This window comes from Paenibacillus sp. J22P143 (assembly GCF_059692035.1).
This window is the reverse complement of record NZ_JCAUAQ010000007.1, coordinates 92,604-119,480: the sequence shown is the minus strand read 5'-3', so window position 1 is coordinate 119,480 and position 26,877 is coordinate 92,604. Positions and strand designations below refer to the sequence as shown.

20 protein-coding genes and 1 pseudogene are annotated in these 26,877 nt (G+C 45.0%); 17 read left to right on the top strand and 4 right to left on the bottom strand.

Features of this window, described 5'->3' with window-relative positions:
* Positions 1 to 90: 90 nt before the first annotated feature.
* The 4 genes from AC58PQ_RS13830 to AC58PQ_RS13815 form a co-directional block, all read right to left on the bottom strand.
* The gene (locus tag AC58PQ_RS13830; RefSeq protein WP_497242501.1) at positions 91 to 1,233 is read right to left on the bottom strand and encodes a conserved virulence factor C family protein; all 1,143 of its coding nucleotides are present in this window, start codon (positions 1,231 to 1,233) and stop codon (positions 91 to 93) included.
* Positions 1,234 to 1,342: 109 nt separating this feature from the next.
* Positions 1,343 to 1,930: a guanylate kinase gene (locus tag AC58PQ_RS13825; protein ID WP_497242500.1), complete on the bottom strand. Its 588-nt coding sequence runs from the start codon at positions 1,928 to 1,930 to the stop codon at positions 1,343 to 1,345.
* Positions 1,931 to 2,084: 154 nt separating this feature from the next.
* Positions 2,085 to 4,130 (bottom strand): DEAD/DEAH box helicase, encoded by a 2,046-nt coding sequence (locus tag AC58PQ_RS13820; RefSeq protein WP_497242499.1) that lies wholly within the window; start codon positions 4,128 to 4,130, stop codon positions 2,085 to 2,087.
* A gap of 211 nt (positions 4,131 to 4,341) precedes the next feature.
* Complete coding sequence (locus AC58PQ_RS13815; RefSeq protein ID WP_497242498.1) at positions 4,342 to 5,037, bottom strand: YhcN/YlaJ family sporulation lipoprotein; 696 nt, start codon at positions 5,035 to 5,037, stop codon at positions 4,342 to 4,344.
* A 280-nt stretch (positions 5,038 to 5,317) separates the two neighbouring features.
* On the opposite strand from AC58PQ_RS13815, the gene coxB reads away from it, so the two are divergent.
* The 17 genes and pseudogenes from coxB to AC58PQ_RS13730 all read left to right on the top strand — a co-directional run.
* Entirely contained in the window at positions 5,318 to 6,334 is a 1,017-nt protein-coding gene (coxB, locus tag AC58PQ_RS13810) for a cytochrome c oxidase subunit II (RefSeq protein ID WP_497242497.1), read from the top strand.
* A gap of 66 nt (positions 6,335 to 6,400) precedes the next feature.
* On the top strand, positions 6,401 to 8,236 hold the full coding sequence (gene ctaD / locus AC58PQ_RS13805; protein WP_497242572.1) for a cytochrome c oxidase subunit I: 1,836 nt from the start codon (positions 6,401 to 6,403) through the stop codon (positions 8,234 to 8,236).
* The gene (locus tag AC58PQ_RS13800) at positions 8,233 to 8,847 is read left to right on the top strand and encodes a cytochrome (ubi)quinol oxidase subunit III (protein WP_497242496.1); all 615 of its coding nucleotides are present in this window, start codon (positions 8,233 to 8,235) and stop codon (positions 8,845 to 8,847) included. The genes ctaD and AC58PQ_RS13800 overlap by 4 nt, the downstream gene beginning before the upstream one ends.
* Complete coding sequence (locus AC58PQ_RS13795) at positions 8,848 to 9,165, top strand: cytochrome C oxidase subunit IV family protein (RefSeq protein WP_497242495.1); 318 nt, start codon at positions 8,848 to 8,850, stop codon at positions 9,163 to 9,165. It begins immediately after the preceding gene.
* 99 nt (positions 9,166 to 9,264) lie between these two features.
* Positions 9,265 to 10,122 (top strand): cytochrome c oxidase assembly protein, encoded by an 858-nt coding sequence (locus AC58PQ_RS13790; protein ID WP_497242494.1) that lies wholly within the window; start codon positions 9,265 to 9,267, stop codon positions 10,120 to 10,122.
* A gap of 16 nt (positions 10,123 to 10,138) precedes the next feature.
* A complete protein-coding gene (locus tag AC58PQ_RS13785; RefSeq protein ID WP_171632365.1) occupies positions 10,139 to 10,594 on the top strand; it encodes a DUF420 domain-containing protein in 456 nt (151 codons plus the stop codon).
* Positions 10,595 to 10,724: 130 nt separating this feature from the next.
* Positions 10,725 to 11,630: an ABC transporter ATP-binding protein gene (locus tag AC58PQ_RS13780; protein WP_497242493.1), complete on the top strand. Its 906-nt coding sequence runs from the start codon at positions 10,725 to 10,727 to the stop codon at positions 11,628 to 11,630.
* Positions 11,623 to 12,903: an ABC transporter permease gene (locus AC58PQ_RS13775; protein ID WP_497242492.1), complete on the top strand. Its 1,281-nt coding sequence runs from the start codon at positions 11,623 to 11,625 to the stop codon at positions 12,901 to 12,903. Before AC58PQ_RS13780 ends, AC58PQ_RS13775 begins: the two co-directional genes overlap by 8 nt.
* Positions 12,904 to 13,295: 392 nt before the next feature.
* Positions 13,296 to 15,602 carry a helix-turn-helix transcriptional regulator gene (locus tag AC58PQ_RS13770; RefSeq protein WP_497242491.1) on the top strand — a complete coding sequence of 769 codons (2,307 nt, stop codon included), beginning with the start codon at positions 13,296 to 13,298 and terminating at the stop codon, positions 15,600 to 15,602.
* Between the two features lie 186 nt (positions 15,603 to 15,788).
* Positions 15,789 to 16,703, top strand: a complete 915-nt coding sequence (locus AC58PQ_RS13765; protein WP_497242490.1) for an ABC transporter permease — start codon at positions 15,789 to 15,791, stop codon at positions 16,701 to 16,703.
* 14 nt (positions 16,704 to 16,717) lie between these two features.
* On the top strand, positions 16,718 to 17,608 hold the full coding sequence (locus AC58PQ_RS13760) for a carbohydrate ABC transporter permease (protein WP_497242489.1): 891 nt from the start codon (positions 16,718 to 16,720) through the stop codon (positions 17,606 to 17,608).
* Between the two features lie 92 nt (positions 17,609 to 17,700).
* Complete coding sequence (locus tag AC58PQ_RS13755) at positions 17,701 to 19,218, top strand: ABC transporter substrate-binding protein (protein WP_497242488.1); 1,518 nt, start codon at positions 17,701 to 17,703, stop codon at positions 19,216 to 19,218.
* Between the two features lie 227 nt (positions 19,219 to 19,445).
* Positions 19,446 to 22,808: a right-handed parallel beta-helix repeat-containing protein gene (locus tag AC58PQ_RS13750; protein WP_497242487.1), complete on the top strand. Its 3,363-nt coding sequence runs from the start codon at positions 19,446 to 19,448 to the stop codon at positions 22,806 to 22,808.
* Positions 22,809 to 23,048: 240 nt separating this feature from the next.
* Complete coding sequence (locus AC58PQ_RS13745; RefSeq protein ID WP_497242486.1) at positions 23,049 to 24,221, top strand: SGNH/GDSL hydrolase family protein; 1,173 nt, start codon at positions 23,049 to 23,051, stop codon at positions 24,219 to 24,221.
* A 33-nt stretch (positions 24,222 to 24,254) separates the two neighbouring features.
* A complete protein-coding gene (locus AC58PQ_RS13740; protein ID WP_497242485.1) occupies positions 24,255 to 24,434 on the top strand; it encodes a cellulase-like family protein in 180 nt (59 codons plus the stop codon).
* A 201-nt stretch (positions 24,435 to 24,635) separates the two neighbouring features.
* On the top strand, positions 24,636 to 26,501 hold the full coding sequence (locus AC58PQ_RS13735) for a hypothetical protein (RefSeq protein WP_497242484.1): 1,866 nt from the start codon (positions 24,636 to 24,638) through the stop codon (positions 26,499 to 26,501).
* A 65-nt stretch (positions 26,502 to 26,566) separates the two neighbouring features.
* Positions 26,567 to 26,707 (top strand): annotated as a pseudogene (locus tag AC58PQ_RS13730) (aldo/keto reductase); the annotation flags it as partial.
* Between the last annotated feature and the right edge of the window lie 170 nt (positions 26,708 to 26,877).

The window sequence follows — 26,877 nt, the reverse complement described above, 5'->3', positions numbered from 1 at the left end:
CCTAGTATGTAAATAAAAAAGCACGAATGAGAACCTACTTGCGTAGGAGACATTCGTGCTTTATTCATGAGCTTTATTCAAGACAAAGGGCTAGTCATTTCTGCGTGTCATTTGCTGCCAAACCGAGCCTTCAGCGGCATGACCGCCTTCAATGCGCTCGAGGGCAATCTTCACCTGCATCCGCACTTCGAATTCGGGGTCGTCTGCAGCTTGCTTTAGGTCGTCAAGCACGGTGTTGTCTCCGACTTCGTAAAGGAAACGTGCCGCGCGCCAACGGACAAGCTTGTTGCGGTCCTTGAGTGCCTTGGCCATCGCGGGCATGGCGGCAGGGTCACCGAGATCGGACAGCGTATCGCCTGCTGTCCGACGCACCGAAGGCGTATCGTCCTCTAGGGCACGATACAGGTAAGGCAGTACCTCGGGTTCCTTGATATCCCCGAGGTACACCGTAGCCAGTCGCCGAAGCGACGTGTTCTCGTCCTGCAGTGCATGGACGAGAAGCGGCAGCGTCTCTAGCGACGGCTGGATCTTCTGAAGCGCGGCGTAGCGCTGCTTCCAATCGCTGTGTCGCAGCTGCTCCGCGGCTGCGCTCAGATCCTGCCCTGTGGCAGCTGCCTCCACAGGGGCGTCCGTGGTCTTCTGCATCGCGCGGGAGACCAGTTCCTCGATGCGGGCATCGTCGTAAGAGGCGTCCAGTTCCTGGACGACCTCGCCCGCGATGTCCGACAGCTCGCCGTAGCGGACGCCGAGCTCCTCGAGCTTCCGCTCTTTGATCAGGTTCGGCGAAGCCGTACCTGCGCGGACCGCGGCTAGTGTGAAGCGCTCCGGCATGCCGATGCGCGCTTCTTCTGCGCCTGCGCGCACCCGTACCTGGAGCGGAATGCCGCGAAACATCTGCACGAGCACCTGCGCTTCGCCGAAGGCGGCTTCAGCCGCAGGCTGCTCGGCTGGCAACCCAGCGCCAGCCGTTGGCTGGGCTTCGCCATAAATCTCGCGTGCCTGCGCAAGGATGAACTGCCAGTCACCCTTCGAGCTGCGGTCCACCGCGATGAAGTCAGCTACGTGAAAGATGCTGATAACGCCAGGCACGGCAAGTAATTTTTGAACTTCTACTGGAGCAGCAGCAGCGTTCTTTTTCGTATACGTTTCTCGCACACCGGATGCTAAAGATTCATCCATGTTGAGTTTCATTGAATTAGGGCTGGGTGTGGGTTCGATCGAAATGATTTTCATAGCGTACAACTCCTTAGTTGGATCAGCTATCCTAACATAGCTAATCTAATGAAAAGGCCCGGACGGGGGACCGTCCAGGCCTTTTATCGGCAGCTAGTGCCCTTCGTTTCTAGTCTAAGTCGACTAGGTTACGATTTAAATAGTGATCCAATGTTTTGGTAAGATCGAATACCGTATGAGCCAAGTCCACATTTTCAAAAACATGATCACACTGGTCACGGTAGGCTAATTCATTTTCGTAATCAGACAAATATTTGGAGGCGATTTCTTCAGAATCTCCACTTTCTTTCATCCGCTCTTCAAGTGTGTCTCGCTGGGCATAAATGAAGATTTGGACGACACGATCGCCATATAGATTTTTTAGCGTAACGGCTCCGAAGCGGTTCAAGATCAAGTAGATGCTGCCACTTTGCTGGAACATCAGCTCAATATCTGCGCTTTTGATTCCATATAGATGGTCATTAACGGTACTTACTTCAATGAATTCACCGCCAGCTTGTGCCCCCACAAATTGAGCGGGTGAGATGAAGTGATAATCTTGACCATCTTCCTCTGTCGCTTTCGGAGGTCGTGTGGTGTAAGAAATCACTTGTTTCATCCCCAACGTGGAGCCGGACATTTCCGCAACGGTTTTACGGCCTGCCCCGTGTGGGCCAGTGAATACAAAAATCATTTCCTTATCCTTTAATGCGTACATGGAACATACCTCCTTCGATTGGATGGGGGGTAAATCCTACGTGCGAGCACGGGTTGAAACGATTTTTATAATGTAGGATCTTAATTAACCACAGCTATATTTTACAACGTAAGGCTTCATCGGTAAAGTCTTGTATGAAATCGCTTCATTTTACTTAGCGTTTACCGCCACCGCCGCGAGTGCCTCTTGGCGCACTTCCACGAGCGCCGCCTTGCCCACCGCGCGGGCCGCTTGGTCTGTCGCCGCGAGAGGCTGCGCTGCGCGCACCACGCTCATCACTTCGTCCGCGAGGAGCACCGCTTGTGCGAGCGCCGAAGCCCTCACCGCGAGGAGCACCGCCAGTGCGAGCGCCAAAGCCCTCACCGCGAGGAGCGCCGCCAGTGCGAGCGCCGAAGCCCTCACCGCGAGGAGCACCGTTTGTGCGAGCGCCGAAGCCCTCACCGCGAGGAGCTGCGCCAGTACGAGCACCGAAGCCCTCACCGCGAGGAGCTGCGCCACCGCGTGCTCCGCCTTCGCCACGGCCCTTGCCGCCGCGAAGTGTGCGAGATGCAGCAGCCGCATCATCACGACCTGCGCCAGCATATTTGTTATATGGCGAGTATGACTTATCGCCATGTGGAGCTGAACGCTTGCGCTCTGCACCTTCACCGCCGCCATTATACGAACCCGTTACACGTGCTTTCGCAGCGCCCATGTTCGTACCACGTGCTGGTGCAGCATTGGTTGTTGTTGCTTCGTGAACGACTGTTGCGCGACCCCACGTATTCGGATTACGTTCGGAATTCACTTTAGCAGGTCTTTCACCAGTTCTCTTAGCTCCAGTTGAACCACCGCGAGCTCCGAATTTGTCACCTTTTGAGCCAAATCCTGAATTACGTTCGCCATACTGCACATTCGAACGTTCGCCGCGTAATTCACGCGCTCCCGGTCTTCCTGCACGTCCGCCGCTGCGCTGTTCTGGCGCACCGCCACGGTCATTGCGTCTGCCACTGCGTGAAGCACCAGCTGCACCTCCACCTTTACGTACTTGTGACCCTCTGCCATCTTGTGGTACGTACTCTTCGGTAGATGAACGAACAACGCGTCTTTGCTGCCCATCAGGGCTGCGCAATGACATTTTGATTCCTTTTTCGATGAGCTCAATCGTTGGCATATCTCTTTGCGTAGCGAAGGTCACTGCAACGCCAGACTCTCCAGCACGACCCGTTCTACCAATCCGATGGATGTAGCTTTCTGCATCCTGAGGAACATCATAGTTGAAGATATGCGTTACGCCTTCAACATCTAAACCACGAGCCGCGATATCGGTAGCGACTAAGAGCTCGATACGTCCTTCTCTGAACCGTTTCATAACTTGTTCACGTTTAGCTTGAGACAAGTCCCCGTGCAGCTCATCAGACATTAAACCAAGCTCCTGCAGGTATTCATTGAGTGCAATTGCTTTGGCTTTGGTCCGACAAAAAATCATCGCAAGATAAGGCCTATATTGTTTGATTGCTGCAATTAGAGCATCTTGTTTATCCCGATCAGTCGTAGGAACAAGCACCTGTTGAATTTCAGTCAAAGTGACTTGTTTACTTTGAATTTTAATTTCTTTTGCTTCCTTCATATAAGCCTTAGACAGATTGATGACCTGTTCGGGCATTGTAGCAGAGAAGAGCAGCGTTTGGCGGTAAGGTGACGTTTGCGCAATGATGTCTTTGACTTCATGCAAAAAGCCCATGTGCAACATTTGATCTGCTTCATCTAATACGAGTATTTTCAATTTATAGAAATTGATAGAACCACGGCGAAGATGATCTAGAAGCCTTCCCGGTGTACCTACTACTATATGTATGTTACCTTGAAGCTTTCTAAGCTGTTTTTCTACATCTTGCCCGCCGTATGCAGCTAAGACCTTTGCACCTGTAACTGGTACAAGGGTTTTCAGCTCATTGCTGATTTGAATTGCCAACTCACGCGTAGGCGTTAGAATAAGCGCTTGGACATCGGAGCTTTCTACATCAATGGTTTCTAATATAGGAAGTACAAAGGCAAGGGTTTTACCTGTACCTGTTTGCGCCTGTGCGATAACATCCGAACCTTTTAAAAGTACAGGAATCGCTTCCCGTTGAATGGGGGTCGGTTCTACGACACCTTGATTTTGCAAAACTTGAACTAAATTTTCTCTGATACCTAATGAGGCAAATCCATTTGACATGGGTAATTGGCCAGCTCCCTTTTTCCTTCTTAGTAAAGACGATCCCTTCATTGTACAGGAATGAAAGACAAATGAAAACAGGAGCCGACCCACAAGCAAAAATAAACTACTTTAGAAATAGAAGTTTTACATGTTGGTTGATCTCCAAAAGACATGGCAAGACCCCCTATTACATGGGAAAGCTTCTAATAGGAGGTTAGCCCTAATCTATCTAGTCATGCGGTAATGACTGGGCCGTCCCAAACACACGTGTAACCGTCTGATTGAAGTCCGTTAATAACGGCAAGAGGGAATGGCCTTTCCAACTTTCCTGTGCGTAGCTATTCATTTTATTAAGGAAATCTCGATTCGCAGAAATGTAAACGTCCATTAGATCTGGTTTAAGCACCCTAAGCTTCTCTGCAATGGCTTGTTTAAAGTTATGAGAAAGTAAATCATGATGCATAGCCGTTTCGTAACTATTGTAACCTTTATTTAAATCATTAGACGGTAAAGAGTCATCATAGGGATTGTTATCGTTGTAGAAGCCCTTAGCCGTTCCTTGATTATTCGTTTCTTTCGTCAAACCCTTCGTACCAATGGCACTGCTATCCATCATTAAAGCAACATAGGCATTCTGATTTGTAATCATGACAAAGGCTGTATTTACCCCGTCCATGGTATGCAATTGATCAGAGAGATACTGGCTGTATTCCAACGTGGTATTGTTGTGCGTCACTGGACCGGAGAGCTGCGCAACTTGATAGGCTCGATCGTTCTGATCAGCTTTTTCGACATGACCGCCATAATTCGAGCTAGTGGAGTTATTGGGATTGCCTCTGTACTCCTTGCCGCTAGTGCCGCATGCAGATAATGTGAGCAAGAGGAATATCATTCCATAAATCGGAAAACCTAACTTCCTAAACATCGTTAACAGACCTCCCAATGCGTTGTAATGTCTATTAGGATGAGATGTTTCTGTGTAATTATTCGTCATCACAAATAAAGGCTTTTATGCATAAAGAGGTGGGTGTATGGAAATAACCATGAAGGGAAATATATCGCTACAGACCGCTGTTTAAGAACAATTTGTGAACTCTCCTACAGCGATTGACAAAAAGTTTTCACGAATTTATAGTTATTAAAGTGAATTGACATGGGCATGGCCTTCGTGGTAAAAATATTGTTTTAAAAGTGGGGTTGATACAATGAGTCAATTGAAAAAGTTCTGGCGTCTGCTACCCCTTTTAGCGGTGATGACGCTCATGCTAACTGGGTGCGGAGACCCAACCTTATCTGCTTTAGTACCTAAGGGTCCTGTGGCGACAGAGCAGCTTTATTTAATGAAATTAAGTCTCTTTATCATGATTTTTGTCGTAATTGTCGTATTTGCGATTTATGTGTACGTTTTAGTTCGCTTTCGCAAGCGCAAAGGTGACGAAAGCATACCGAAACAAGTCGAAGGAAGTCATGTTTTGGAGATTATCTGGACGGTAATCCCAATTCTCTTACTGTTAGTACTTGCGGTGCCAACAGTATCCTACACGTTCAAACACTCCGAGAATTACAACAAGAACAAAGACGCCATCCATGTGAAAGTCACTGCACATCAGTTCTGGTGGCAGTTTGAATATCCAGACCTTGGTATCGCGACAGCTCAACAGCTAGTGATTCCTAAGGATAAAATCATTGCTTTTGATGTTGTATCTGCTGACGTAGCGCACGCATTCTGGGTACCATCCCTAGGTGGTAAAGTCGATACGAACCCAGGTATCCGTAACACGCTTTACTTGCAAGCAGATGAAATTGCAACTTTCCAAGGTAGATGTACAGAGCTTTGTGGAGCATCACACGCTTTGATGAACTTCACCGTTGCAGCGAAGTCTGATGCAGACTTTAATGCTTGGGTTGCGAAAATGAAAGCACCTAACACAGTACCAGCTTCTGCTCAGAAGGGTGAAGTGCTTTTCAAAGATAATTGCATGTCTTGTCATGCTGTGAATGCAAGCGGTCCAGGGGTTGCACCTAACCTTAAAGGCTTCGCAGATCGCGACACACTCGCGGGCATCCTAAAGATGACACCTGAGAACTTGACTTCATGGATACATAATCCTCAGGAACTCAAACCAGGCAACAAAATGCCGGCTTTTGGTAAAGAGGCTGAAGGCAAATTAGATGACGCTCAAATCAAAGATATTGTTACGTACTTACAAACATTGAAATAAACTCTTGATGTAAAGGAGGTTCATACGTTGGCTCACTCTCATCCAGTAAAAAAACACACCGGCCTTATGGATTGGCTTACAACCGTCGATCATAAGAAAATCGGTATCTTGTATTTACTAGCGGGCGGCTTCTTCTTCCTCGTAGGAGGACTAGAAGCGATTTTGATTCGGATACAACTCGCTTATCCAGATCAACAAATTTTTGTTGGCGATGCATTTAACCAATTAACAACGATGCATGGAACAACGATGATTTTCTTTGCGGCTATGCCGGTTATCTTCGCTTTCATGAATGCGATCGTTCCTCTACAAATTGGTGCACGGGACGTTGCTTTCCCTTTCGTTAACTCACTCGGCTTCTGGTTATTCTTCGCCGGTGGTGTGCTCATGAATACAAGCTGGTTCTTGGGCGGCGCCCCTGATGCAGGTTGGACGGGATACGCACCATTGTCATCAATGACAGACCCACTTTGGGGTGGGACGATAGAAAACAATTTGCAAGGAACTGACTTCTACGTTCTTGGCTTGCAAATTGCAGGTATTGGTACACTAATCGGGGGGATTAACTTCCTCGTAACGATTATCAACATGCGTGCTCCTGGTCTTACATACATGCGGTTGCCTATGTTTACATGGTCAGCTTTTGTAACTTCAGGTCTGATCGTTCTTGCTTTCCCTGCGATTACGGTTGCTTTGGTTGAACTTATGTTTGACCGTGTCTTCGGCGGTGCATTCTTCGATGCAGCCAGAGGCGGTAATAACGTGCTTTGGGAACATTTGTTCTGGATTTTCGGGCACCCCGAAGTATACATTTTGATTCTTCCAGCATTCGGTATTATTTCTGAGATCGTATCTACTTTTTCGAAAAAACGTCTGTTCGGATACAGCTCCATGGTGTTCGCTACAGTGCTGATTGGTTTCTTAGGCTTCATGGTTTGGGTTCACCATATGTTTACAGCAGGTCTAGGCCCAGTAGCGAACTCGATCTTCGCGATTGCTACAATGGCGATTGCTGTTCCTACCGGTGTGAAAATCTTTAACTGGTTGTTCACACTTTGGGGTGGTCAAATCCGTTTCACAACAGCGAATGTATTTGCTACAGCGTTCATTCCAACCTTCGTAATGGGGGGAACAACAGGGGTTATGCTTGCAATTCCAGCGGCTGACTTCCAGTATCATGATACGTATTTCGTAGTCGCGCATTTCCACTACGTTATCGTTGGTGGTCTCGTTCTTGGTTTGTTCGCAGGTCTTTACTACTGGTGGCCGAAAATGTTCGGTCGTATGCTAAGTGAAGGCTTAGGTAAATTGCATTTCTGGTTGTTCTTCATCGGCTTCCATCTGACATTCTTCCCGCAGCATTTCTTGGGTCTAATGGGGATGCCACGACGCGTCTTTACGTATCAACCAGGATACGATCTCGAAGTCGGTAACTTCGTTTCAACCATTGGTGCGTTCCTAATGGGGATCGGTACCTTGGTATTCTTGATCAACATTATCGCAACAGCAAGAAAACCAATGACGGCTCCTGCAGATCCGTGGGATGGACGCTCCTTGGAGTGGACAATTCCTTCACCTGCACCTGAGCATAACTTTACACAAACTCCGCTTGTTCGCGGCTTAGATGCTTTCTGGAAAGAGAAAATGGCAGGTAACAAACAAATGACGCCGGCTGAGCCAATTGGTTCGATTCATATGCCGTCTGCATCGATTCTACCTCTCATGATGTCTGTTGGTTTGTTCATTGCTGGCTTCGGCTTCATGTACAAAAACTACTACGTAGCTGCAGCAGGCATTGTCGTAACATTTATTTGCATGTTCATCCGTTCTGTGAATGACGACCACGGTTGGCATATTGAGCCGGAAGAACTTGAAGACGATCATAAGGGGGTAAAGGCATGAGTAGTCATCATACGGGCGCACTGCCTGCTAATCCGGAAACGGCTACCCTCGAAGGGAAAAATAAAGTTCTTGGCTTTTGGCTTTTCCTTGGCGCTGAGGTTGTATTGTTCGGTTGTTTATTCGCAACCTACATCGCCCTTCGGAACCAAGTTCCAGATGGTCCGACAGCCGAGGAAATTTTCAAACTTAAAACTGTTGGTTGGTCAACTTTCATTCTCTTGACGAGCAGCTTGACGAGTGTATTCGCAATTATTGCGATGCACCGTCAAAAAGTAGGTCAATTGCTAGCATGGTTGGCTGTAACCGTTCTGTTCGGTCTTTCTTTCTTGGGCATGGAAATTTACGAGTTCTTCGAATATGTACATGAAGGACATAAATTTACAACAAGTGCTTTCGCTACCTCGTTCTATACGTTGGTTGGCTTCCACGGTGCTCACGTAGCATTCGGTGTTTGCTGGATTACGCTGTTGATAGCACAAGGACTCAAAAAAGGTCTTACAGTTGTAACGGCACCTAAGTTTTATGTCGCTTCCCTGTACTGGCATTTTATTGACTTGGTCTGGGTATTTATCTTCACAGTTGTTTATCTGATGGGGAAGGTGGGTCACTAAATGAGCAGCAATTCTCATGATACACACGCACCTAGCAAGCGAGTAAAGCACGATTCAACACTTAATCATTACTTGACTTACATTATCTCGATTCTACTCACGATGTTGGCATTCGCTGTCGTACTTTACGGAGATTTGGATCGTTCGTTTATCTTGATTTTCATCGTATCTCTAGGGATCGTTCAGGCATTGGTTCAGTTGCTCTTCTGGATGCATGCCAAAGAGAGAGGACACTTGTTCCCTCTAATCTTTATCTTCTCAGGAGCATTCGTTGCTCTTACCGGTGTAATCACAGCCGTATATTGGGTTTGGTGGTAAAAAAGGAAGAAGAGGCAACTTTGTCTAGACAAAGTGCCTCCTCTTTTTTTAAGCAGAGATATTCGCGGGTAATCAGATTGAAAGGAGATAGATGCAAGTATGAGTCAGATTGGTGGATTTTTCGATTTGTGGAATCCTGTTTTACTGTTGATCGTCGTCGTGATCGGATATAGCTATGGTCGATTTGTTGTGAATGGGAATGGGAGCGCTGCGAAATCGGAGCCAATTGCGATCACACAGCAGCTACTCTTTTACTCGGGGCTTGTCTTATTCTATATTGGGCAAGGAAGTCCAATCAATTACATCGGGCATCACTACTTGTTCAGTATGCATATGCTGCAACAAACCATTCTTTACTTAGTCGTACCTATTTTCATTTGGATAGGAACTCCTGCTTGGTTAGTGCGTGTGTGTATGAAAAATATCGTGTTTCGTGGCTTATTTTCCTTCTTCACTCGACCTCTAATCGCATTATTCATGTTCAATATGCTTTTCTCCATCTACCATATGCCTTATATTATGGATTACTTGATGAAGAATGATGTATGGCTTCTTGCTTATCATACGGTGCTCTTAGTGACGGCCTTTATCATGTGGTTCCCGGTATTTTGTCCGCTGCCTGAGTTGAATCGATTGAACGATTTGAAGAAAATGGCGTATATTTTCGGAAATGGTGTTTTACTCACACCAGCCTGTGCGCTTATCATTTTTGCGGATTCGATTATCTACGATATGTATGACAATGTCACGGTTCCCTTTGCTCATTTGTCACCGATCGATGATCAACAGCTCGGTGGTGTGATTATGAAAATTTTGCAAGAGATTATCTATGGCGCCACATTAGCTTATATTTTCTTCCGCTGGTATCGCAGAGAGCGCAAGGATGAAGACGAATTGGATCCAATTCCATCACAAGAAAGCTTGAATAATCAAGGCGGGAACTGGAATCGCGCTTAGAGAAAGGATTAGAAGGATGCATATATTACCCACGATTTCTACGATGTTTATCGTTATCAGTGCCATTTTTGTTGGCTTCGGATGGTATCATATTGTGAAGGGGAATCGGGATACACATGAAAAGCTGATGGTTCTCGGTGCGATTTTCGCGCTCGCCTTTTTCATTATCTACATGTCCCGTACCTTATTTGAAGGAAACACGGCATTCGGTGGGCCTGAGAGCTTGAAGCTGCCTTATCATTTGTTCTTGTTCTTCCATATCACTTTAGCAACTATTGGTGGCGTACTTGGTCTTGTCACGTTGTGGTTCGCTTACAAAAAGAAATTCCTGAAACATAAGAAAATCGGTAAAGTTGCCGCAATTGTGTGGCTGCTAACAGCGCCTACAGGCGTTATGGTATACGTTCTGTTATATGTCCTGTATCCAGGTGGAACGACTAAGCCTGTGATTGATGCGATTTTTGGTTTGTAAAAGATAGACGCTGATGAATGTGTATACACACAGGAGTTGGCGTTTTTTTGTGCGAAGAATTTCATTTTATTTCCAATATCATGTAAAATAGTTCGTGTAAGCAACTTCGTTATGGAAGGCAGGCTCATTGATGACATATCCTTTAATTGTTGAACAGGTATCGAAGCAGTACGGGGCTAAAACGGCCGTAAATGGCATTCGTCTTCGTGTTAAGCAGGGTGAAATTTACGGATTATTGGGTGCGAACGGGGCTGGTAAAACAACGACCATGCGCATGGTCCTCGGGTTAATCTATCCCGATCAAGGGACAATTGAATGGAAGGGGCAAGGCTATCGGGATGAGCTGCGCAGCCTGATGGGGTATCTGCCAGAGGAGCGTGGTTTGTATCCGAAGGTGAAGATTAGTGAACAAATTACATATTTAGCCGAGCTTCGGGGTATGAAACGCAGCGCGGCAGAACGAAGTCTCAAGGATTGGTTGGAACGATTTGAGGTTTCCGACTATTACAACCGAAGGGTTGAGGAGCTGTCGAAGGGGAACCAGCAGAAGATCCAATTTATCGCGGCAGTCATACATAATCCAGAGATTTTGATCTTAGACGAAGCTTTTAGCGGGCTAGATCCAGTGAACGTGGAGTTACTGAAGAAAACGGTGAAAAGTCTACGCGATGAAGGGAAAACGATTTTATTTTCCAGCCATCGGATGGAACACGTCGAAGAGCTGTGTGAAAATATTTGCATTTTGCATCGATCGAATACGATACTGCAGGGCAGCTTAAAGGAAATTAAAGCGAGCTTCCCGAAGGAACGCATCATTCTCGAGACGGAAGCAAGGATACAAGGGTTGGCGGAGCTTCCTGGAGTTACATCTGTGACCGAGGGGATCAATGGCTATGAGCTGCGGATAGACAGCCCAGAAGCCGCGCAGCGTATACTACAGTTGGCGATGGAGCAATCTGCGATACAGCGGTTTCAAATCATGGAGCCAACTTTGAATGAGATTTTTATCCAGAAAGTGGGTGGCCAGCATGAATAGCATCCTGACGGTGATTAAATTCACGTTCATGACTCGTTTTCGCACAAAATCTTTTCGCATAATGAGCTTAATTTTAGTCATTCTCATGTCGGTATTAATTCATCTTCCAGCCATTATTAATCAATTCTCTTCCGATGAACCGACGAAAATTGGAGTATTTGGTACGAAACAAGCGGATGTGACATCAAAATTAGCGGCTTTTTATAATAATCAGCCGAAAGCTGAGATACAGATTGTACCACTGCCAGACAAAGGCAGCGCGGAAGCTAATGAAGCGTTTGGGAAGCAGCAAATCGCGGATAAGATCATTAAGGGGTACTTGGAGTTCACCGAGGGGAAACAGGGTGGATTTCCGAAGATGCTCTACAAATCGACGGGAACGATGGAGTTTTCCCTGAAAAGCAAGCTCCAAACGGCGCTTCAGTTGATCAAGACGGATATGGTGCTGCAAGGAGCTGGCCTGCCAGACGCGCTTAAAACGGATATCCAAACGCCTGTATCCTTGGATACCGTGCAAATTTCCATAACCGATGAAGCAACTACTGGCAAAACGGAATCACAAATGGTGTTGTCGTACGCACTCGTTTATGTCATGCTATTCATGCTCTACATGGGTGCAATTGGATACGGAAACGTCGTAGCCACGGAAATTACAGCGGAGAAAAGCACGCGTGTCATGGAATTGCTCATTACGAGTGTGTCACCGCTGAAGCAGATGTTTGGCAAAATCATAGGCATTTGCTTACTAGCTCTATTACAAGTTGCCGTATTGATTGCCGTCTCGGCAGCCAATATTCGTTTTAGTGACGCCTCGGCGCTAAAAGAGTTGAATCTGAATTGGAGTGATCTCGAACTATCGCTCATCGTCTATTTCCTGATCTTTTACTTACTCGGCTTCTTCATCTATGCGACGGTATTCGCGGCTGTAGGCTCGCTCGTCAGTCGTACCGAAGATGTAGGCCCAGCCATTATGCCAGTTACCTACATCATCGTGGCTGCTTTCATGATTGCCATCTTCGGACTTAATCATCCGAATGCTCCGTTCGTGGTCACGATGTCCTTCGTGCCTTTCTTCTCGCCTTTAATTATGTTCCTGCGCATCGGGATGAGCAGTCCGTCCTTCTGGCAGATTGCGATATCGATCGCCATTCAGGTGGTTTCCATCGGCGCTATGGCATGGCTAGCGGCGAAGATCTACCGCACGGGCGTGCTGATGTACGGCAAGCGTCCGAGCTTGAAGGAGCTGCGCAAGGCGATGAAGGCGTATCGGTAGTGGGTGCGACTGATTTGATTATGAGTAATGGATATAGTTAAGACTGATTTGGTCGATAACTGAGACAAATTTGGGTACATGTTTGAGATTAAATAATGAAGATAGATGAATCAATTCGTTGATTTATCTATCTTTTTTCTTTTTCAATCAGAAGGGACTGGAAATTATATCTATCCAAGAAATGAGATAAACAATAGTACCTGCATAGGCAAATTGTACATTTTCTCACCCTATTACATTCTACATTCTGATATTTATTACCTTAAATATCAAAACAAAATATCAATATCAGATAAGCGAATGCCAAAAATCACAGATATTGTTGTAACTAAGGAGACCAAGTATGTTATAAATATAGAATAAGTAGACAACTTAGAAAAGGGTGGACTTAGATGAATTTTATTCGTTTATACAAGTCGAGAAAATATTTGTTAAAGCTGCTACTTTCCATAACGGTTCTTATGGTTGTGTTTTTATCTGTCAGCACGACGCTTCTATATTACAACTCCGATAAAACGATGCTTCAAATGCAGCAACAAGCGGAATTAAAGGTATTGTCACAAATCAAATACAATATCGACTACATGCATGATACATTAAAAAACATTACGCTTTCCACGTTTTTTGACAATGATGTCCTCTATTTGTCGAATGTCGATGTGATGGATCAAGGCGAGCTCGCACTAAAATTAAATAGGTTAGAGAAAACGGTTTCAAAATCATCCTTTTTGCAAAGTATAACGATCTACAACGCCAAAACAGGCTGCTATTACTCAACCTTGAGCAGTTTGAATTGTAAGGATGATGGATTGAACGGTGTCATTGATCAGTATATCCAATCACAAAAAAGTATACCTATGCTTACCTTTGTTCCTCTACCTTATGATAAAATGCTCTCTCCAGCATTAGCGATGTTCTTATACGACAGCATGTCCGGGAGTAAGCTGATCGTCACGATCAAGCCGAGCTGGCTGTTTGATAACTTAACGAATATGAATAAGATGACAAATGAATCGAGAGGCTCTATTTTTATTGCAGATAAATCAGGCATCCCGCTCATGGCACAACAGCAGGGCAAGGATACTTTTACGGACACAATTCAATCCATAATCCGTGAGAAAGTGAGCTCCGGTGTAAACCAGGATTATCTCGTGCATGGATCAGGTGAGAACAAGTCGATTCTGAGCTTTATGTCGTCCAACAAAAGCGACTGGATCATTGCAAGCGTTCAGCCCTATGAGGTTGTGTGGGGAAAACTAAGCAAGATGCGGATTATTTCCTTCTTCATTATCATTGGTTTTTTATTCCTTTCCATTGCGAGCTCGCTGTTGATTGCCTACCGCCTGTATCGTCCGATTGAAAATTTGTTAAATCAAGTGACGTCAAACCGTCGTAAAGGCGCGGACGACAAGTCTGATGTGGATGAATTGAAATTCATTTCCACAGCGTATCAAGATGCTATGCATCAATTAGTCAAGCATGAATCAGAAGAGCATTCAAACCGTGATGCACTGAAAACATTCGCATTGCGGAGACTGATATCCGATGCGAGCCTGCCTACTCCAGAAGAAATTGAACAAGTCGATTGGGATATTAATTTTAATCAAGAACTTCAGGTGTGTGTGCTGTTGATCGATGATTTTGCTGAATTTGAATCGAACACGAGTGATGTCGAGAAGAGAATGTATAAGTTTGCGATCACCAATATTGCCAAGGAACTTGTGTCAAAACACGTTAATTGCGAAGTGGTTCCTATGTTTAATGATCACTTTGTCTTACTCGTTGGTGATGCGAAAGAGGCTCAAGGCGATCATTTGAGCTCGCTGACGCACGCTTTGAAAGAGCTTCAGCAAACTCTTCTTCAATATTACCGTCTCTCGATAACCGTTTCGACTGGGGAGAAGGTTGACCGATACCAACAAGTATCGCAGCAATACGGTCTTGCTATGGAAAATGCGTCCTATCGGATTATTTTCGGTAAAGGAAGTATCATTACACCGGATCTCGTGAGGCAAAATAATGAAAATATTACGTTCCAATTTTCCACTGATACGGAGAAGAAAATGACGGAAGCCATAAAGTCCGGGCAAGAGAAGGATTTCCAGGAGCAATTGGTGCAATTGTTCCAACAAATGAAAGTCATGCATTATAATAATATCCTGTACTCCATTCTTCACTTGCTTGCGTTAGTGGAAAATATCGTGCGTGAAATGAATAGCCGAACCGTCAGACAAGTTAGCTTGGACTTTAAGCGGCAGGTGCAGCACATGATGAAGCAAGAAACGTTAGAACCTATTTATGATTTGATATTGGACATATACCAAGACATTCAGAAGCAACGAACGCAGGATGTAAAAGATCAGTCGAATCAGATCTTAACGGATACCGTGAAAGAAATGATTGAAGAGCAGTATAGGGATTTAAATTTGAGCCTGCAAAGCATAGCGGCTGCAATGAAACTATCTTCCGCCCATGTGAGCAAGCAATTTAGACTGCATGAATCGATGTCTATTAGCGAGTATATGAATGATGTTCGCTTGCGAAAGGCACTGGAGTTGCTTGAAACCAAAGATTACAGCATCAATCGCATCATGGAAATGGTTGGTTATAACAATGAAGGTTATTTTTTCAAGCTATTCAAGAAGAAATTTGGTATCACGCCTAAAGAATATCGCTTCAAAATAGTCGTTCAAGAGTAAGCTTTTTGGGTGCGATAGTGCCCGAAAAGCTTTTCTTTTTTCAAAAATAGCTAAAAATACAGTGTATTTGAGATTGTGTGGGAGAAAAGTGTAGTGTTTTTTATTTATTGTAGTAGTTATTTGTGCAGATTTCCCCCAATAATAAGTGCATACAACGACGGTTAAACACCGCAGGGAGGGAAACAAATGCTACAACGGGAGTGGAAGCACTTCAAACGTAATCGGGAATTGTTCGTTATGTCATTGCCAGCGATCCTGTATAAATTGATTTTCAACTATTTGCCCTTGATCGGTCTTGTCCTTGCATTTAAACAATACCGATACGATCTTGGGATTTGGGGAAGCAAATGGATCGGATTTAAAAATTTTGAATTCTTTTTTAAATCAGACAAAGCTTTCACGGTAACACGCAACACGATTCTATATAATCTTTCTTTTATTATCTTAACCTTAGTGCTTGCGCTTACATTAGCCATTCTGCTAAATGAGATTTCTCGAAGATGGATTAAAGTGCATCAGACGATCTTGTTTTTACCTTATTTCTTATCATGGGTGGTTGTCGGATATGTCGTCTTCGGGTTTATGGATCATAAAAACGGTTTTATGAACGTCATGCTGCAAGCGTTCGGCGAACAGCCGATCAAATGGTATGAACAAGCCAAGTATTGGCCGTTTATTATCGTACTTACACAGTTATGGAAAGGCGTAGGCTTCTCAACGCTTATCTATTACGCGGGTATTCTTTCCATCGATTCGAGCTACTATGAAGCCGCCAAGATTGATGGCGCTTCCAAATGGCAAATGATCCGCAAGATTACAATACCGTTACTGACACCACTTATCGTGATTTTGTTGATTGTCGCTATCGGCGGTATTTTCCGTGCTGATTTCGGATTATTCTACTTCATTCCTAATGATACGAGCTTCTTGTATAACGCGACTGATGTTATCGATACGTACGTATATAGGTCGCTGCGAATAGTTGGAGATTTCGGGATGTCGACCGCGATTGGACTCTATCAGTCTGTCGTTGGATTCATTCTGGTGCTGCTGTCCAACTGGGTTGTCAAAAAAATTAACGAAGATAATTCACTTTGGTAAGGAGGGATGTATGTATGCAAACGGAAAGCAACAGAATGAACTGGACAGGCAAAATGATTAACCTGTTCTTCTGTATACTGTCATTGGCGCTGTTAGTGCCTCTTGTTCTCGTCATATCCATTTCGTTGACGGATGAGAAATCGTTATTGACACATGGCTATCATCTGATTCCTTTGCAATTCAGTACGAAGGCTTACGATATCATTTTGGATGCTCCCAAGGCGCTGTTACGTGCATACGGGGTTACCATATTCGTTACACTCGTCGGGACATTTTTCGGTTTACTCTTTACGAGTTTGACGGCTTATACGATCTCAAGACGCGATTATCGTTACCGCAAAATGATGACGTTATACGTTTTCTTTACAAGCTTGTTCAGTGGAGGACTTGTTCCGTTTTACATTCTGATATCGCAGTATTTGCATTTGAAGGATACGATTTGGGTGCTTATCGTTCCTTATTTACTAAGTCCTTTCTTTATTCTCATCATGAAGGGCTTTATGGATAAACTTCCATTTGAAATCATCGAGTCGACGAAAATTGATGGTGCGAATGAGTGGCGCATTTTTTTCACAATGGTGATTCCCTTATCAGTACCTGCGCTTGTCACAATAGGGCTGTTCATTTCCTTCCAATATTGGAATGATTGGTGGCTAGGATTATTGTTTATCGATAACCAGAAGCTAATACCGCTTCAACTGCTTCTTTACCGCATCATGAGCACCATTGAATTCTTATCGAACAACATCGCAACGGTGAATGTCCAATTTAATCTCGCGGACTTCCCAAGCTTATCGGCTAGAATGGCTATGGCTGTACTTGCAGCCGGACCGATGATGATTATTTTTCCGATGTTCCAAAGGTTTTTCATCAGCGGTCTTACCGTTGGCGCCATCAAAGGTTAACCAGACTTTCGTTATCGAACTGCAGCTTATCATGTAGCTGCAGTTGATATATAAGCAATCAAAAAAACTAAATTCTATTAGGGGGAAATTCTATGAAAAAGCAAATGTTTAAAGTTGTAACGGGAGCAGTGAGTCTCGCTGTCTTATTGTCGGCATGCGGAAGTAAAGGATCTGAAAGCACTTCCACAGCTAGTCCAGCAGCTAGCGCGGCGGCTACTGCCAAGGTTGAGCAACTGGCGCCAGTAGAATTGATCTGGAACTTCCCGCTAGCCGCGATTCCGGCAGATATGGCAACCGTTCAGGAAGCTATTAACAAAATCACAAAAGCTAAAATTAATGCGACAGTTAAATTGCAACCGCAAGCATTCGGTGACTACACACAAAAGATGAACACAACTGTTGCAGCTGGCGAAAATTTCGACATCGCATGGACGTCTAACTGGAACTTTGACTATGTAACTAACCAGTCAAAGGGAGCTTTCCTTCCACTGGACGATTTGATCAATAAGTATGCGCCAACAGTGACGAAGTCCCTGCCTGGATTCGTGTGGGATGCAACTAAAATTAGTGGCAAAATTTACGGTGTTCCGAACTATCAAACGGTAACGAACAAAGAAGGCTTCATTATCCAAAAGAAATATGCTGACAAATACAATTTGGACGTCAACTCCATCAAAAAGGTTGAAGATATCGAGCCATTCTTGGCAAAAGTTAAAGCAGGCGAATCTAAAGATATCGTTCCGTTCTTGGTGGATCGCGGTGGAAGATTCAATAATATGATGCGCACTAACGGTTTAGAAGTAATTGTACCGAACGTTGTTGGGATTGATCTAACAAATCCGGACAAAGTCATCAATATTTACGAGACTCCGCAGTTCGCGAAATATTTGGGTTTAATTAAGAACTGGCATGATAAAGCCTTAATCAACGATAACGCAGCTACATTGAAAAACAAAGCGGACATTGAGAAAACAGGCAACGCAGTTGTTCAATTCCACAACGTATTGAATCCAGCCGGTCCAACTTCGTATAAGACTGCAAATGGCGGTAATGATGTGATTGTTGTTCCGATCACTGAAACATGGGCAGGTACAGGCTCCATCATTACAACGATGCAAGCCATTAGCAAAACGTCCAAAAACCCTGAGCGAGCAATGATGTTCATTAACTTGCTGAACACGGACAAAGAGCTGTATAACACAATCAGCTATGGCGTTGAAGGTAAGCATTACACGAAAGTATCCGATAATGTAGTCAAAATTAACAAGGATGCTGGTTATGTGCCTAACGCAAGCTGGGTATTCGGTAACACATTCAACGCTTTCCTGGTTGAAGGTACAGATCCAAATGTAGTAGCTGATACGAAGAAAGAAAACGAAACGGCTAAACCGTCTCCGCTTATGGGCTTTAAGTTTGTGCCGGCGTCAGTTGTTGCGGAAATTGCTAACATTGCGACTGTTGTTGATCAATATAACCCAGGTCTTGCAACAGGTACAGTAGCTGCAAGCGAGAAACTGAAAGAATTTCAAGAGAAGTTGAAGCAAGCTGGCGTTGATAAAGTTATTGCAGAAGCTCAGAAGCAACTTGATGAGTGGAAAAAAACGAAGTAATCTAAGCTCCTCTCAGTGAACAAAGCGATGGCAGTAATCAGGTGGGAATCCTTCCAAATTGGATTCCCACAATGGTTAAACGCAGGGCCCGAAAGCCAGTTTCAGTAAACTAGAAAAAGGAGGGGATTAATAATACTGAATGCGGCATAAACGCATTACAAGTTTTATCGTCATTTCGAAAGAGTTCATTCTTGTAGATGATAGTAAAATTAAAGGGAGTGAGTAAAGTGACTAAGTTTTCTGGTAGTTTGAGAGGAAATTTAAGCAAGTTATTAATTGCATCGTTATTGATCGCACCTTTTTCAGTTGCGGCCCCGTTTGAAACAACGGTGAAAGCTGCTGGAACTACGTTTTACGTGGACATAAATGGAAGCGATTTCAATAATGGTACATCTCTTTCTACACCATTCCAAACGATTCAGAAGGCTGCAACTGTAGCGACAGCAGGCGACACGGTAAATATTCGTGGAGGTACATACCGTGAAACGGTCACTCCAACCAATTCAGGTACATCGGGCAGTCCGATTACTTATCAGAACTATAATGGTGAAACGGCTATAGTAAGCGGTGCTGATCTTGTTACAGGTTGGACGTTAGATTCCGGCAATATTTACAAAGCACCGATGAACTGGAACTTGGCAGCTGGAAACCAGGTGTTTGTCGGTGGCGTGATGATAGACGAAGCGCGGTGGCCGAATCAGACAGGCACGATGCTGCAACCTACTCGGGCGACAACAGACAGTGGAAGCAATGCCACCCAAGTAATTGATTCGGCCCTGCCAGGGAACGTCGATTTCACAGGAGCTACGATGTGGATTCAAAGCGGCTGGGACTGGATCGTCCAGACGCCAACAATCACTGCATACGACACGGTGGCCAAAAAGCTCACTTTGGGTCCGTTGAGAGCAGGTGGGGGATATGCGCCTACATCCGGGGACCCTTATTATTTGTCCGGAATCAAAGCGATGCTAGACACAGCGAATGAATGGTGGTACGACTCCGCCAATTCCGAGTTATACATTTGGGTGCCTGGCGGCGGTGATCCTTCCACCCTAACGGTAGATGCTAAGCGTCGGGATACCTCGTTTGATTTATCCGGCAAAGCATATATAACTTTAAACGGGGTTCAAACGACTGCGTCTAGGGTTGTGACGGACAGTTCTTCTAACCACCTTACGTTCCAAGGAATCGTGGCGAAATATTTGTCCCATAACAAGCTAAACACTTCTGTCCAGGAGCAAACCAATACTGGTTTATTGCTGAACGGCAGCTATAACGTGCTTAAGGACAGCGAGTTTGCATACAGCTCTGGAAGCCTGGTTACGGTCGGCGGTTCGTATAATAATGTAATCAACTCCTATATTCACGACGGGGGATATGTACCAGATTGGGAAGGTCTTGTGAACCTGAAGGGCGCAAACAGCCTGATTAGCCATAATACAGTGGCGGATGCAGGGCGAGTAACGATTTATTTCACCAGCCCGATGAGAGCAAACGAGATTCAGTATAATAATATCTACAACGCCGGATGGCTTTCAGATGACTTGGGCATGTTGTACGGACCGAATGTAGATGGACAGAATACGGAAATTCATCACAACTATGTTCATGATAATAAAGCACCTGCCACGAAGCCGGGTATCTATTTGGATGCCTATACGAACAATTTCATCATTCATCATAACGTGACGTGGAATAACGCTGGTCTTCAGCTTAATATTCCTTCAAATTATAACCTGGCCTACAACAACACTGCTTGGACAAATGCGTGGGCCATTCAATCAGCAGCTTCTAATGCGTTTACAACGGATATGTATGGAACTCGAATATTCAACAACATCATCACAGGATATGATGCGGAGTCAAATGCCTATACTGTGCATGGCAGCCAAGTAACGAGTTCACCTGGATTCGTTAATGAAGCCAGTCGGAACTATCAATTACTGTCTACCTCGCCAGCAAAAGACACAGGAATTGTGATTCCAGGTATTACGGACGGCTATGTTGGAAGTGCACCTGATATTGGGGCATTTGAATACGGAAGCACAGGCTGGACTGCCGGTCACAACTTTGCAAGCCCTCCTAATCCAACATATACAACACCATCGACACTTAATATGAACTTAGCCGTTAATGGCGGATTCGAAAATGGGGACTTGTCGAGCTGGAATACAACGGATGCGGGCAATGCTGTTGTTGTCAGTGACAATCACTGGGGCAAAGCAGCTAATGCAGGAATGTCCAGATCACATAGCTATGGTATGAAGCTAAGTGGAGGTGTTGATGGAATTGCACAGGTAATTTCAGGGCTGCAGCCAAATACGAATTATGTCGCTGGTGGTTGGCTTAGATCGCCTGCAGGGGAAACTGCTGCACTTGGTGTTAAGGACTTTGGCGGCACAGAAAAATCAGTTTCTTCTTCCAGTTCTACCTGGACGTTTGTTAAGGTGTCCTTTAAGACTGGGTCGACGAATACTAGCGCAACAATCTATTTTAAGAAAACGTCCGCAACGGGTGAAGCCTATTGTGATGATGCAGGGCTCACATTAGATACGACGGTGTACCAGTCTATATATACATCAGAAGGCTTTGAATCCGGATTTAGCAACTGGGCGACGGCTGCTGGAACGCCATCGCTGAGCTCCGCTCAAACGCATTCTGGCTCCAATAGCTACCTAATCAATCAAGACCAGGATGCCATCCTGCAAAATTTTGACACTTCTTATAATAAAATTGTCTCCATATGGTTCTATGACACAGCTACCGCAACGAATATGCAGAATGGCGCTGTGGTAGACGACAGTGTTAATACAAGAGGTATCTTTGTCAATACACCGACGTCAACAACCAAATATTCATATCGTGTCGGCGGTACCTATGCAGCCTCCAATGTGACCCGCACCACCGGCTGGCATGAATTCAAATTTGATTACACATCAGGCACCAAGCTTGATATGTATATCGACGGAGTGCTAATTGCTTCACCTACGGAGGCCACGAACTTTAATCGTATTCAGATTGGCGATCTATGGGCGGGCAGTACGAATACGGCTTATTTTGATGATATCACGATCTCAGATCCGCCGATATTCGACGGCTTTGAGAGTGGATTAGCTAACTGGACTACGACGAACGGTACAGCGTCAACGACCACGGCACAAGCCCATTCCGGCAGCAATAGCTACTTAATTAATGAAGATTTTGATTCGATTCAGCGAATCTTCGGGACGTCGTACAACAAAATAGCTACTGTGTGGTTCTATGATAACGCCTCATCAACAAATATGGTAATGGCAGCCTTTGTGGATGATGGAATCAGCACCCGAGGGATTGAAGTCTACACAGGTATTTCTACAACGAAATATGCTTACCGTGTTGGAGGAACCCACACGGCAACGAATATTACCCGAACGACTGGCTGGCATGAGTTCAAGTGGGATTATACGTCTGGCACGAAAGTAGATATGTATATCGACGGGGTCCTCATCGCGTCGCCAACAGGATTAACGAATTTCAACAAGATTGAATTGGGGGATAAATGGGTTGGAAATACCAACACCGTGTATTTCGACGATATGAATATTCAATAATGAGATTGCAGACAATCAAATAATCCAGTAAATTTGAAGAAGATTTTAAAATTGAAGAGTGCAGCAATAGCTGTACTCTTCAATTTTGTACTGATGCGGAATGTTATAGTGAAACTATCAGGCTAACACAAGCAATGCTTTGCTTCGAATCATGACGGATGAAGGAATTGATGGCTGAAAAAGAGTATTATGTTTCATTTTGGCATGGATTTTTAATGATCAATGATGGGGGCGCTTAGGTTGATATCAAAGCGGAAAACTGAAATTAATTTTGCCGAATTGTATTTGGATCATATTGGTTCTACACGTGATGGCCTAAAGCATATTGCCAATAAATTAACAAACGACCATAAAGCGACTGTCGCTTTCATAGGAGGATCGGTTACAGCGGGAGAAGGTGCTTCTGATTCAGAATCCACAAGCTACCGTGCACTGACATATCGATATTTAGAGCGCCGCTTTCCTGAAGCGGCGTTCAAGTTCATTAATGCAGCTATTGGAGGAACCACTTCTACCTTCGGGGCGTTTCGGTTAGAAGAGCATGTACTCGATCATGGTGATGTCGATCTCCTTTTTGTCGAGTTTGCCGTGAATGATGCTGGAAACCGTACAGAGTCCATTCGGGCGATGGAAGGCATTATTCGTCATGCCAAGCGAAGCAATCCGCGAATAGACATTTGTTTTATTTATACCGCACGCCGAACGGGCTCCGAAAGTTATTCGGCAAATCGCAGGCTGCAGGACAATATTTACAACCACGAAGAAGTCGCTGAATATTATCGACTTCCTTCCGTAAACATTGCCAGTGTCATTTATAACAAGGTCATCTCGGGGGATCTAAAATGGGAAGATATTAGCGGTGATGACGTGCATCCGAATGATTTTGGTTATAGTTTGTATGCAAAAGTTATGGAAGATTTCTTGGAAAGAGAGCTAATCGTACCCAATGAGAAGTCCGAAGATCCTCTTGCGCTCCCTTCGCCACTTGATTCGGTCTGTTATGAGAATGGGAAGCAACTGTCACCTTTATTAGCAGAGACGAGTTTCAATTGGCGAATGATTGAGAGCTGGACAACCGAGCATTTCTTCAACTGGGCTCCGCCTGCCGACATCTTTTTGGGGGAGACGCCCGGGGCTGAATTCCAATTCAACTTTAACGGCACGGCAGTCGGTATCTCCTTGCTGGCCGGAATGGACACCGGAGATATCGAGGTTTCCATTGATGGCGGAGCTTTTCGAACCATACCACTATTTGATCGATACTGCTTGATGTTTTATCGACCAATCATTGTCATGTTTTCCGACCAGCTTGATCGTCGCGCACATACCGTAAATATTCGCATATCCAGCGAGAAGCATGAAATGAGTAGAGGGCACGAGGTTCATATTTTGAAGCTGTTAGTGAATGAATAGAGCACACTATTATCTGAAAAGGACGTGAAAAATTTGATTTCATATTCTACAAAAGGCGAACCGTTGACGATATCCATGTGGGACTTTTCTTGGCTGAAGGGGAACCATCCTGGCGGTGCTTATGAAGATTTGGCCAGATGTATGGAAGAAGCCAAAATTCGCGGTTATAACACTTTGCTGGTCGATTGCTTTCCGGATGTTAACTGGGACTGATATAAAAGGTATAACGCAGATGCGGCAAAATTAATTGCTAAGCTTCCATTTGCGGGGACTAGCCTTTCCAATTTTGCTGAACCGCAATACCGTTTATGGAAAGACGAGGAATGGCATAGGACGACCAACCTCTTTCTCCAAAATTCGTATTAAGCCTGCCGATATTATCCGCACACTCAAAAAAAGCAAAGGATTGATTATATGCTCAGCACATTAACGCTCCGCGAATTGAAGAATGCACTGGAGCAATCAGAGTCAGAAGCGCACAAGCTATTTCCAGAACTTGCATCCACCGATCGGTGGATGCAAGTTAGAAAGGATGAACGCTATTCGGCGTTCTGGGAAGGGCTTGAGGAACAGGCAGTACGCATTCAGGAAAATCCAGCAAATCTACCTCAATTTTCCGATTATATCGTATTCGGTGAGACAGGTGACAACATTAATTTTGAGAATATACGTAATCAGTTATACGCGGGGCTTCACACTTTCAGCTTGCTTGCCATGACGGATGACCGTCCAGAATGGAAGACAGGGCTTGAGAATGCGATTTGGTCCGTATGTAATGAATATTCTTGGGTTCCGCCGGTACATGCCGGGCTGTATGTGAATGAATATCCGAAAGGAATTTGGGATCAGCCGATTCCGCCCCGTGAAACAATCGATCTACAGGCAGCTGCTATCGGATTTGCACTGGCTGAAATCATCTACCATCTCGGTCACAGACTGCATCCTTGGGTAGTCTTCCGCGCCAAAGAGGAGATTGAACGCCGCATCTTTCAGGTTTACTTCAATGATCCTGTTCCGCAAAACTGGGAGTTGAAAACGAATAACTGGCCGGCGGTTTGCTCAAGCAACATCGGCGCCGCGGCGATTTATTTAACGCAAGACAGCGAACGGCTAGCGGGTATGCTCTGGCGGGTAATTGGCGCTTTGCGCCAATATGTATCAGGTTTTGATGAGGAGGGAGCGACCCCTGAAGGTCCGGTATACTGGCAGTACGGTTTTTCGAACCTTGTATTTTTTGCCGAATTACTGAAAGAGCGCACGGGCGGACGCATCAACCTACTTGCTGAACCGAAGATTGAGAAGATTGCGAAATTCCCGCATTACTGCATGCTGTCGAACGGCAAAGTAGTCAATTTCTCCGACGCTGCGGAAGAACTTCGTTTCCATACCGGTCTTTTCCATCGTTTGCGCCAAACATTCCCTTCCCTTTCTTTACCGCCGGAAGCGTACCGAGCGTACCAAGCCAGCAAGGCTTCTGTTCTTTGGATCGAAGCGATAAGACTAATGCTTTGGTCGTCAGATCAGCCTGCTGCTGAAGCAACTGAAGTTCCCAGTGCGCAAGAAAGAGTAGAAGAGCGGATTTTCGCCGGAAATCAATGGGTGACCTCGAAGGTGCTGCAGACAGATGGAAGTGTGGCGGCATTCGCAGCGAAGGGTGGACATAACCAGGAACCGCACAACCATAACGATTTGGGGCATTTCATACTGCATGCTGGCGGAGTTAATGTGCTCGCTGATATTGGAATAGGCGTGTATACCAGGCAGTATTTCCAACCGGAATATCGGTATGAAATGATTCAACCAGGTTCTCATGGACATTCTGTGCCGATTATTAACGGCTGCAGACAAGGCTTTGGTCCAATGTACAAGTCGGAAATCATAAATCAAGACATCACAGAAGACGAGATGTTGTTTGAGCTGGATTTAACGAAAGCTTACGAGTGCCCATCATTACAGCAATTTAATCGCCAATTCCTGTGGCGCCGTCCGGTGAACGAAAACGCGCAGCTTATGCTGATAGATCAAGTGAGGTTGGATGAACCTACTGCCTCTTTCCAAGAAGTGTTCATTTGCGGTGTTGAGCCGCGGCAGAAAGGACCGGGCCAAATTTCGATTGGTGCCGTATGGATGACGTTTGAAGCCAACGAGTGGCAGGTTGAAGTGGAAGCACAATTGACGGTTGCGCATCCTGACATCGAAAGGACGTTTTATCGATTACTGCTGACTCGTAAAGAAATGAGCGAATCCATTACATGTCAGTTCCGTTTTGAGATTACTTGAAAATGTGCCTAAAACGCCAGTAAAAAGAAGCTGGATTAAGATGTAGCTTCTTTTTTTGGATATCCGATACAGCACCGTTATATGGTCATGGAGAAAGCGAGCGACGTATTGGGAAAGCGCTTAAAGGGAAAAGGGATCAAGTAGTCCTTGCTAGCAAAGCGGTCATGCGGGGAGTGCCTTATACATATGAGAATACGATTCGTTCCGACATATGCTATGCCCTGGCCGGATAATGACAAACAGCTAATTCATGGGCGCATTGATAATTAAGTGAACGAGCACGAAATAGGCCAGAGGGACACCTCAGGTCTGTTTGTGTTATTGATATTACAATCTACAAGTAAAAAGCACCCATTCGGGTGCTTTCCAGTCTCAA

Coding starts and splice junctions, on each gene's coding strand:
- AC58PQ_RS13800 (WP_497242496.1), top strand. CDS start 8,233: ATGAGTAGTCATCATACGGGCGCACTGCCTGCTAATCCGGAAACGGCT.
- AC58PQ_RS13795 (WP_497242495.1), top strand. CDS start 8,848: ATGAGCAGCAATTCTCATGATACACACGCACCTAGCAAGCGAGTAAAG.
- AC58PQ_RS13825 (WP_497242500.1), bottom strand. CDS start 1,930: ATGTACGCATTAAAGGATAAGGAAATGATTTTTGTATTCACTGGCCCA.
- AC58PQ_RS13760 (WP_497242489.1), top strand. CDS start 16,718: ATGCAAACGGAAAGCAACAGAATGAACTGGACAGGCAAAATGATTAAC.
- AC58PQ_RS13775 (WP_497242492.1), top strand. CDS start 11,623: ATGAATAGCATCCTGACGGTGATTAAATTCACGTTCATGACTCGTTTT.
- ctaD (WP_497242572.1), top strand. CDS start 6,401: ATGGATTGGCTTACAACCGTCGATCATAAGAAAATCGGTATCTTGTAT.
- AC58PQ_RS13785 (WP_171632365.1), top strand. CDS start 10,139: ATGCATATATTACCCACGATTTCTACGATGTTTATCGTTATCAGTGCC.
- AC58PQ_RS13755 (WP_497242488.1), top strand. CDS start 17,701: ATGAAAAAGCAAATGTTTAAAGTTGTAACGGGAGCAGTGAGTCTCGCT.
- AC58PQ_RS13790 (WP_497242494.1), top strand. CDS start 9,265: ATGAGTCAGATTGGTGGATTTTTCGATTTGTGGAATCCTGTTTTACTG.
- AC58PQ_RS13820 (WP_497242499.1), bottom strand. CDS start 4,130: ATGTCAAATGGATTTGCCTCATTAGGTATCAGAGAAAATTTAGTTCAA.
- AC58PQ_RS13735 (WP_497242484.1), top strand. CDS start 24,636: ATGCTCAGCACATTAACGCTCCGCGAATTGAAGAATGCACTGGAGCAA.
- coxB (WP_497242497.1), top strand. CDS start 5,318: ATGAGTCAATTGAAAAAGTTCTGGCGTCTGCTACCCCTTTTAGCGGTG.
- AC58PQ_RS13770 (WP_497242491.1), top strand. CDS start 13,296: ATGAATTTTATTCGTTTATACAAGTCGAGAAAATATTTGTTAAAGCTG.
- AC58PQ_RS13765 (WP_497242490.1), top strand. CDS start 15,789: ATGCTACAACGGGAGTGGAAGCACTTCAAACGTAATCGGGAATTGTTC.
- AC58PQ_RS13780 (WP_497242493.1), top strand. CDS start 10,725: ATGACATATCCTTTAATTGTTGAACAGGTATCGAAGCAGTACGGGGCT.
- AC58PQ_RS13830 (WP_497242501.1), bottom strand. CDS start 1,233: ATGAAAATCATTTCGATCGAACCCACACCCAGCCCTAATTCAATGAAA.
- AC58PQ_RS13815 (WP_497242498.1), bottom strand. CDS start 5,037: ATGTTTAGGAAGTTAGGTTTTCCGATTTATGGAATGATATTCCTCTTG.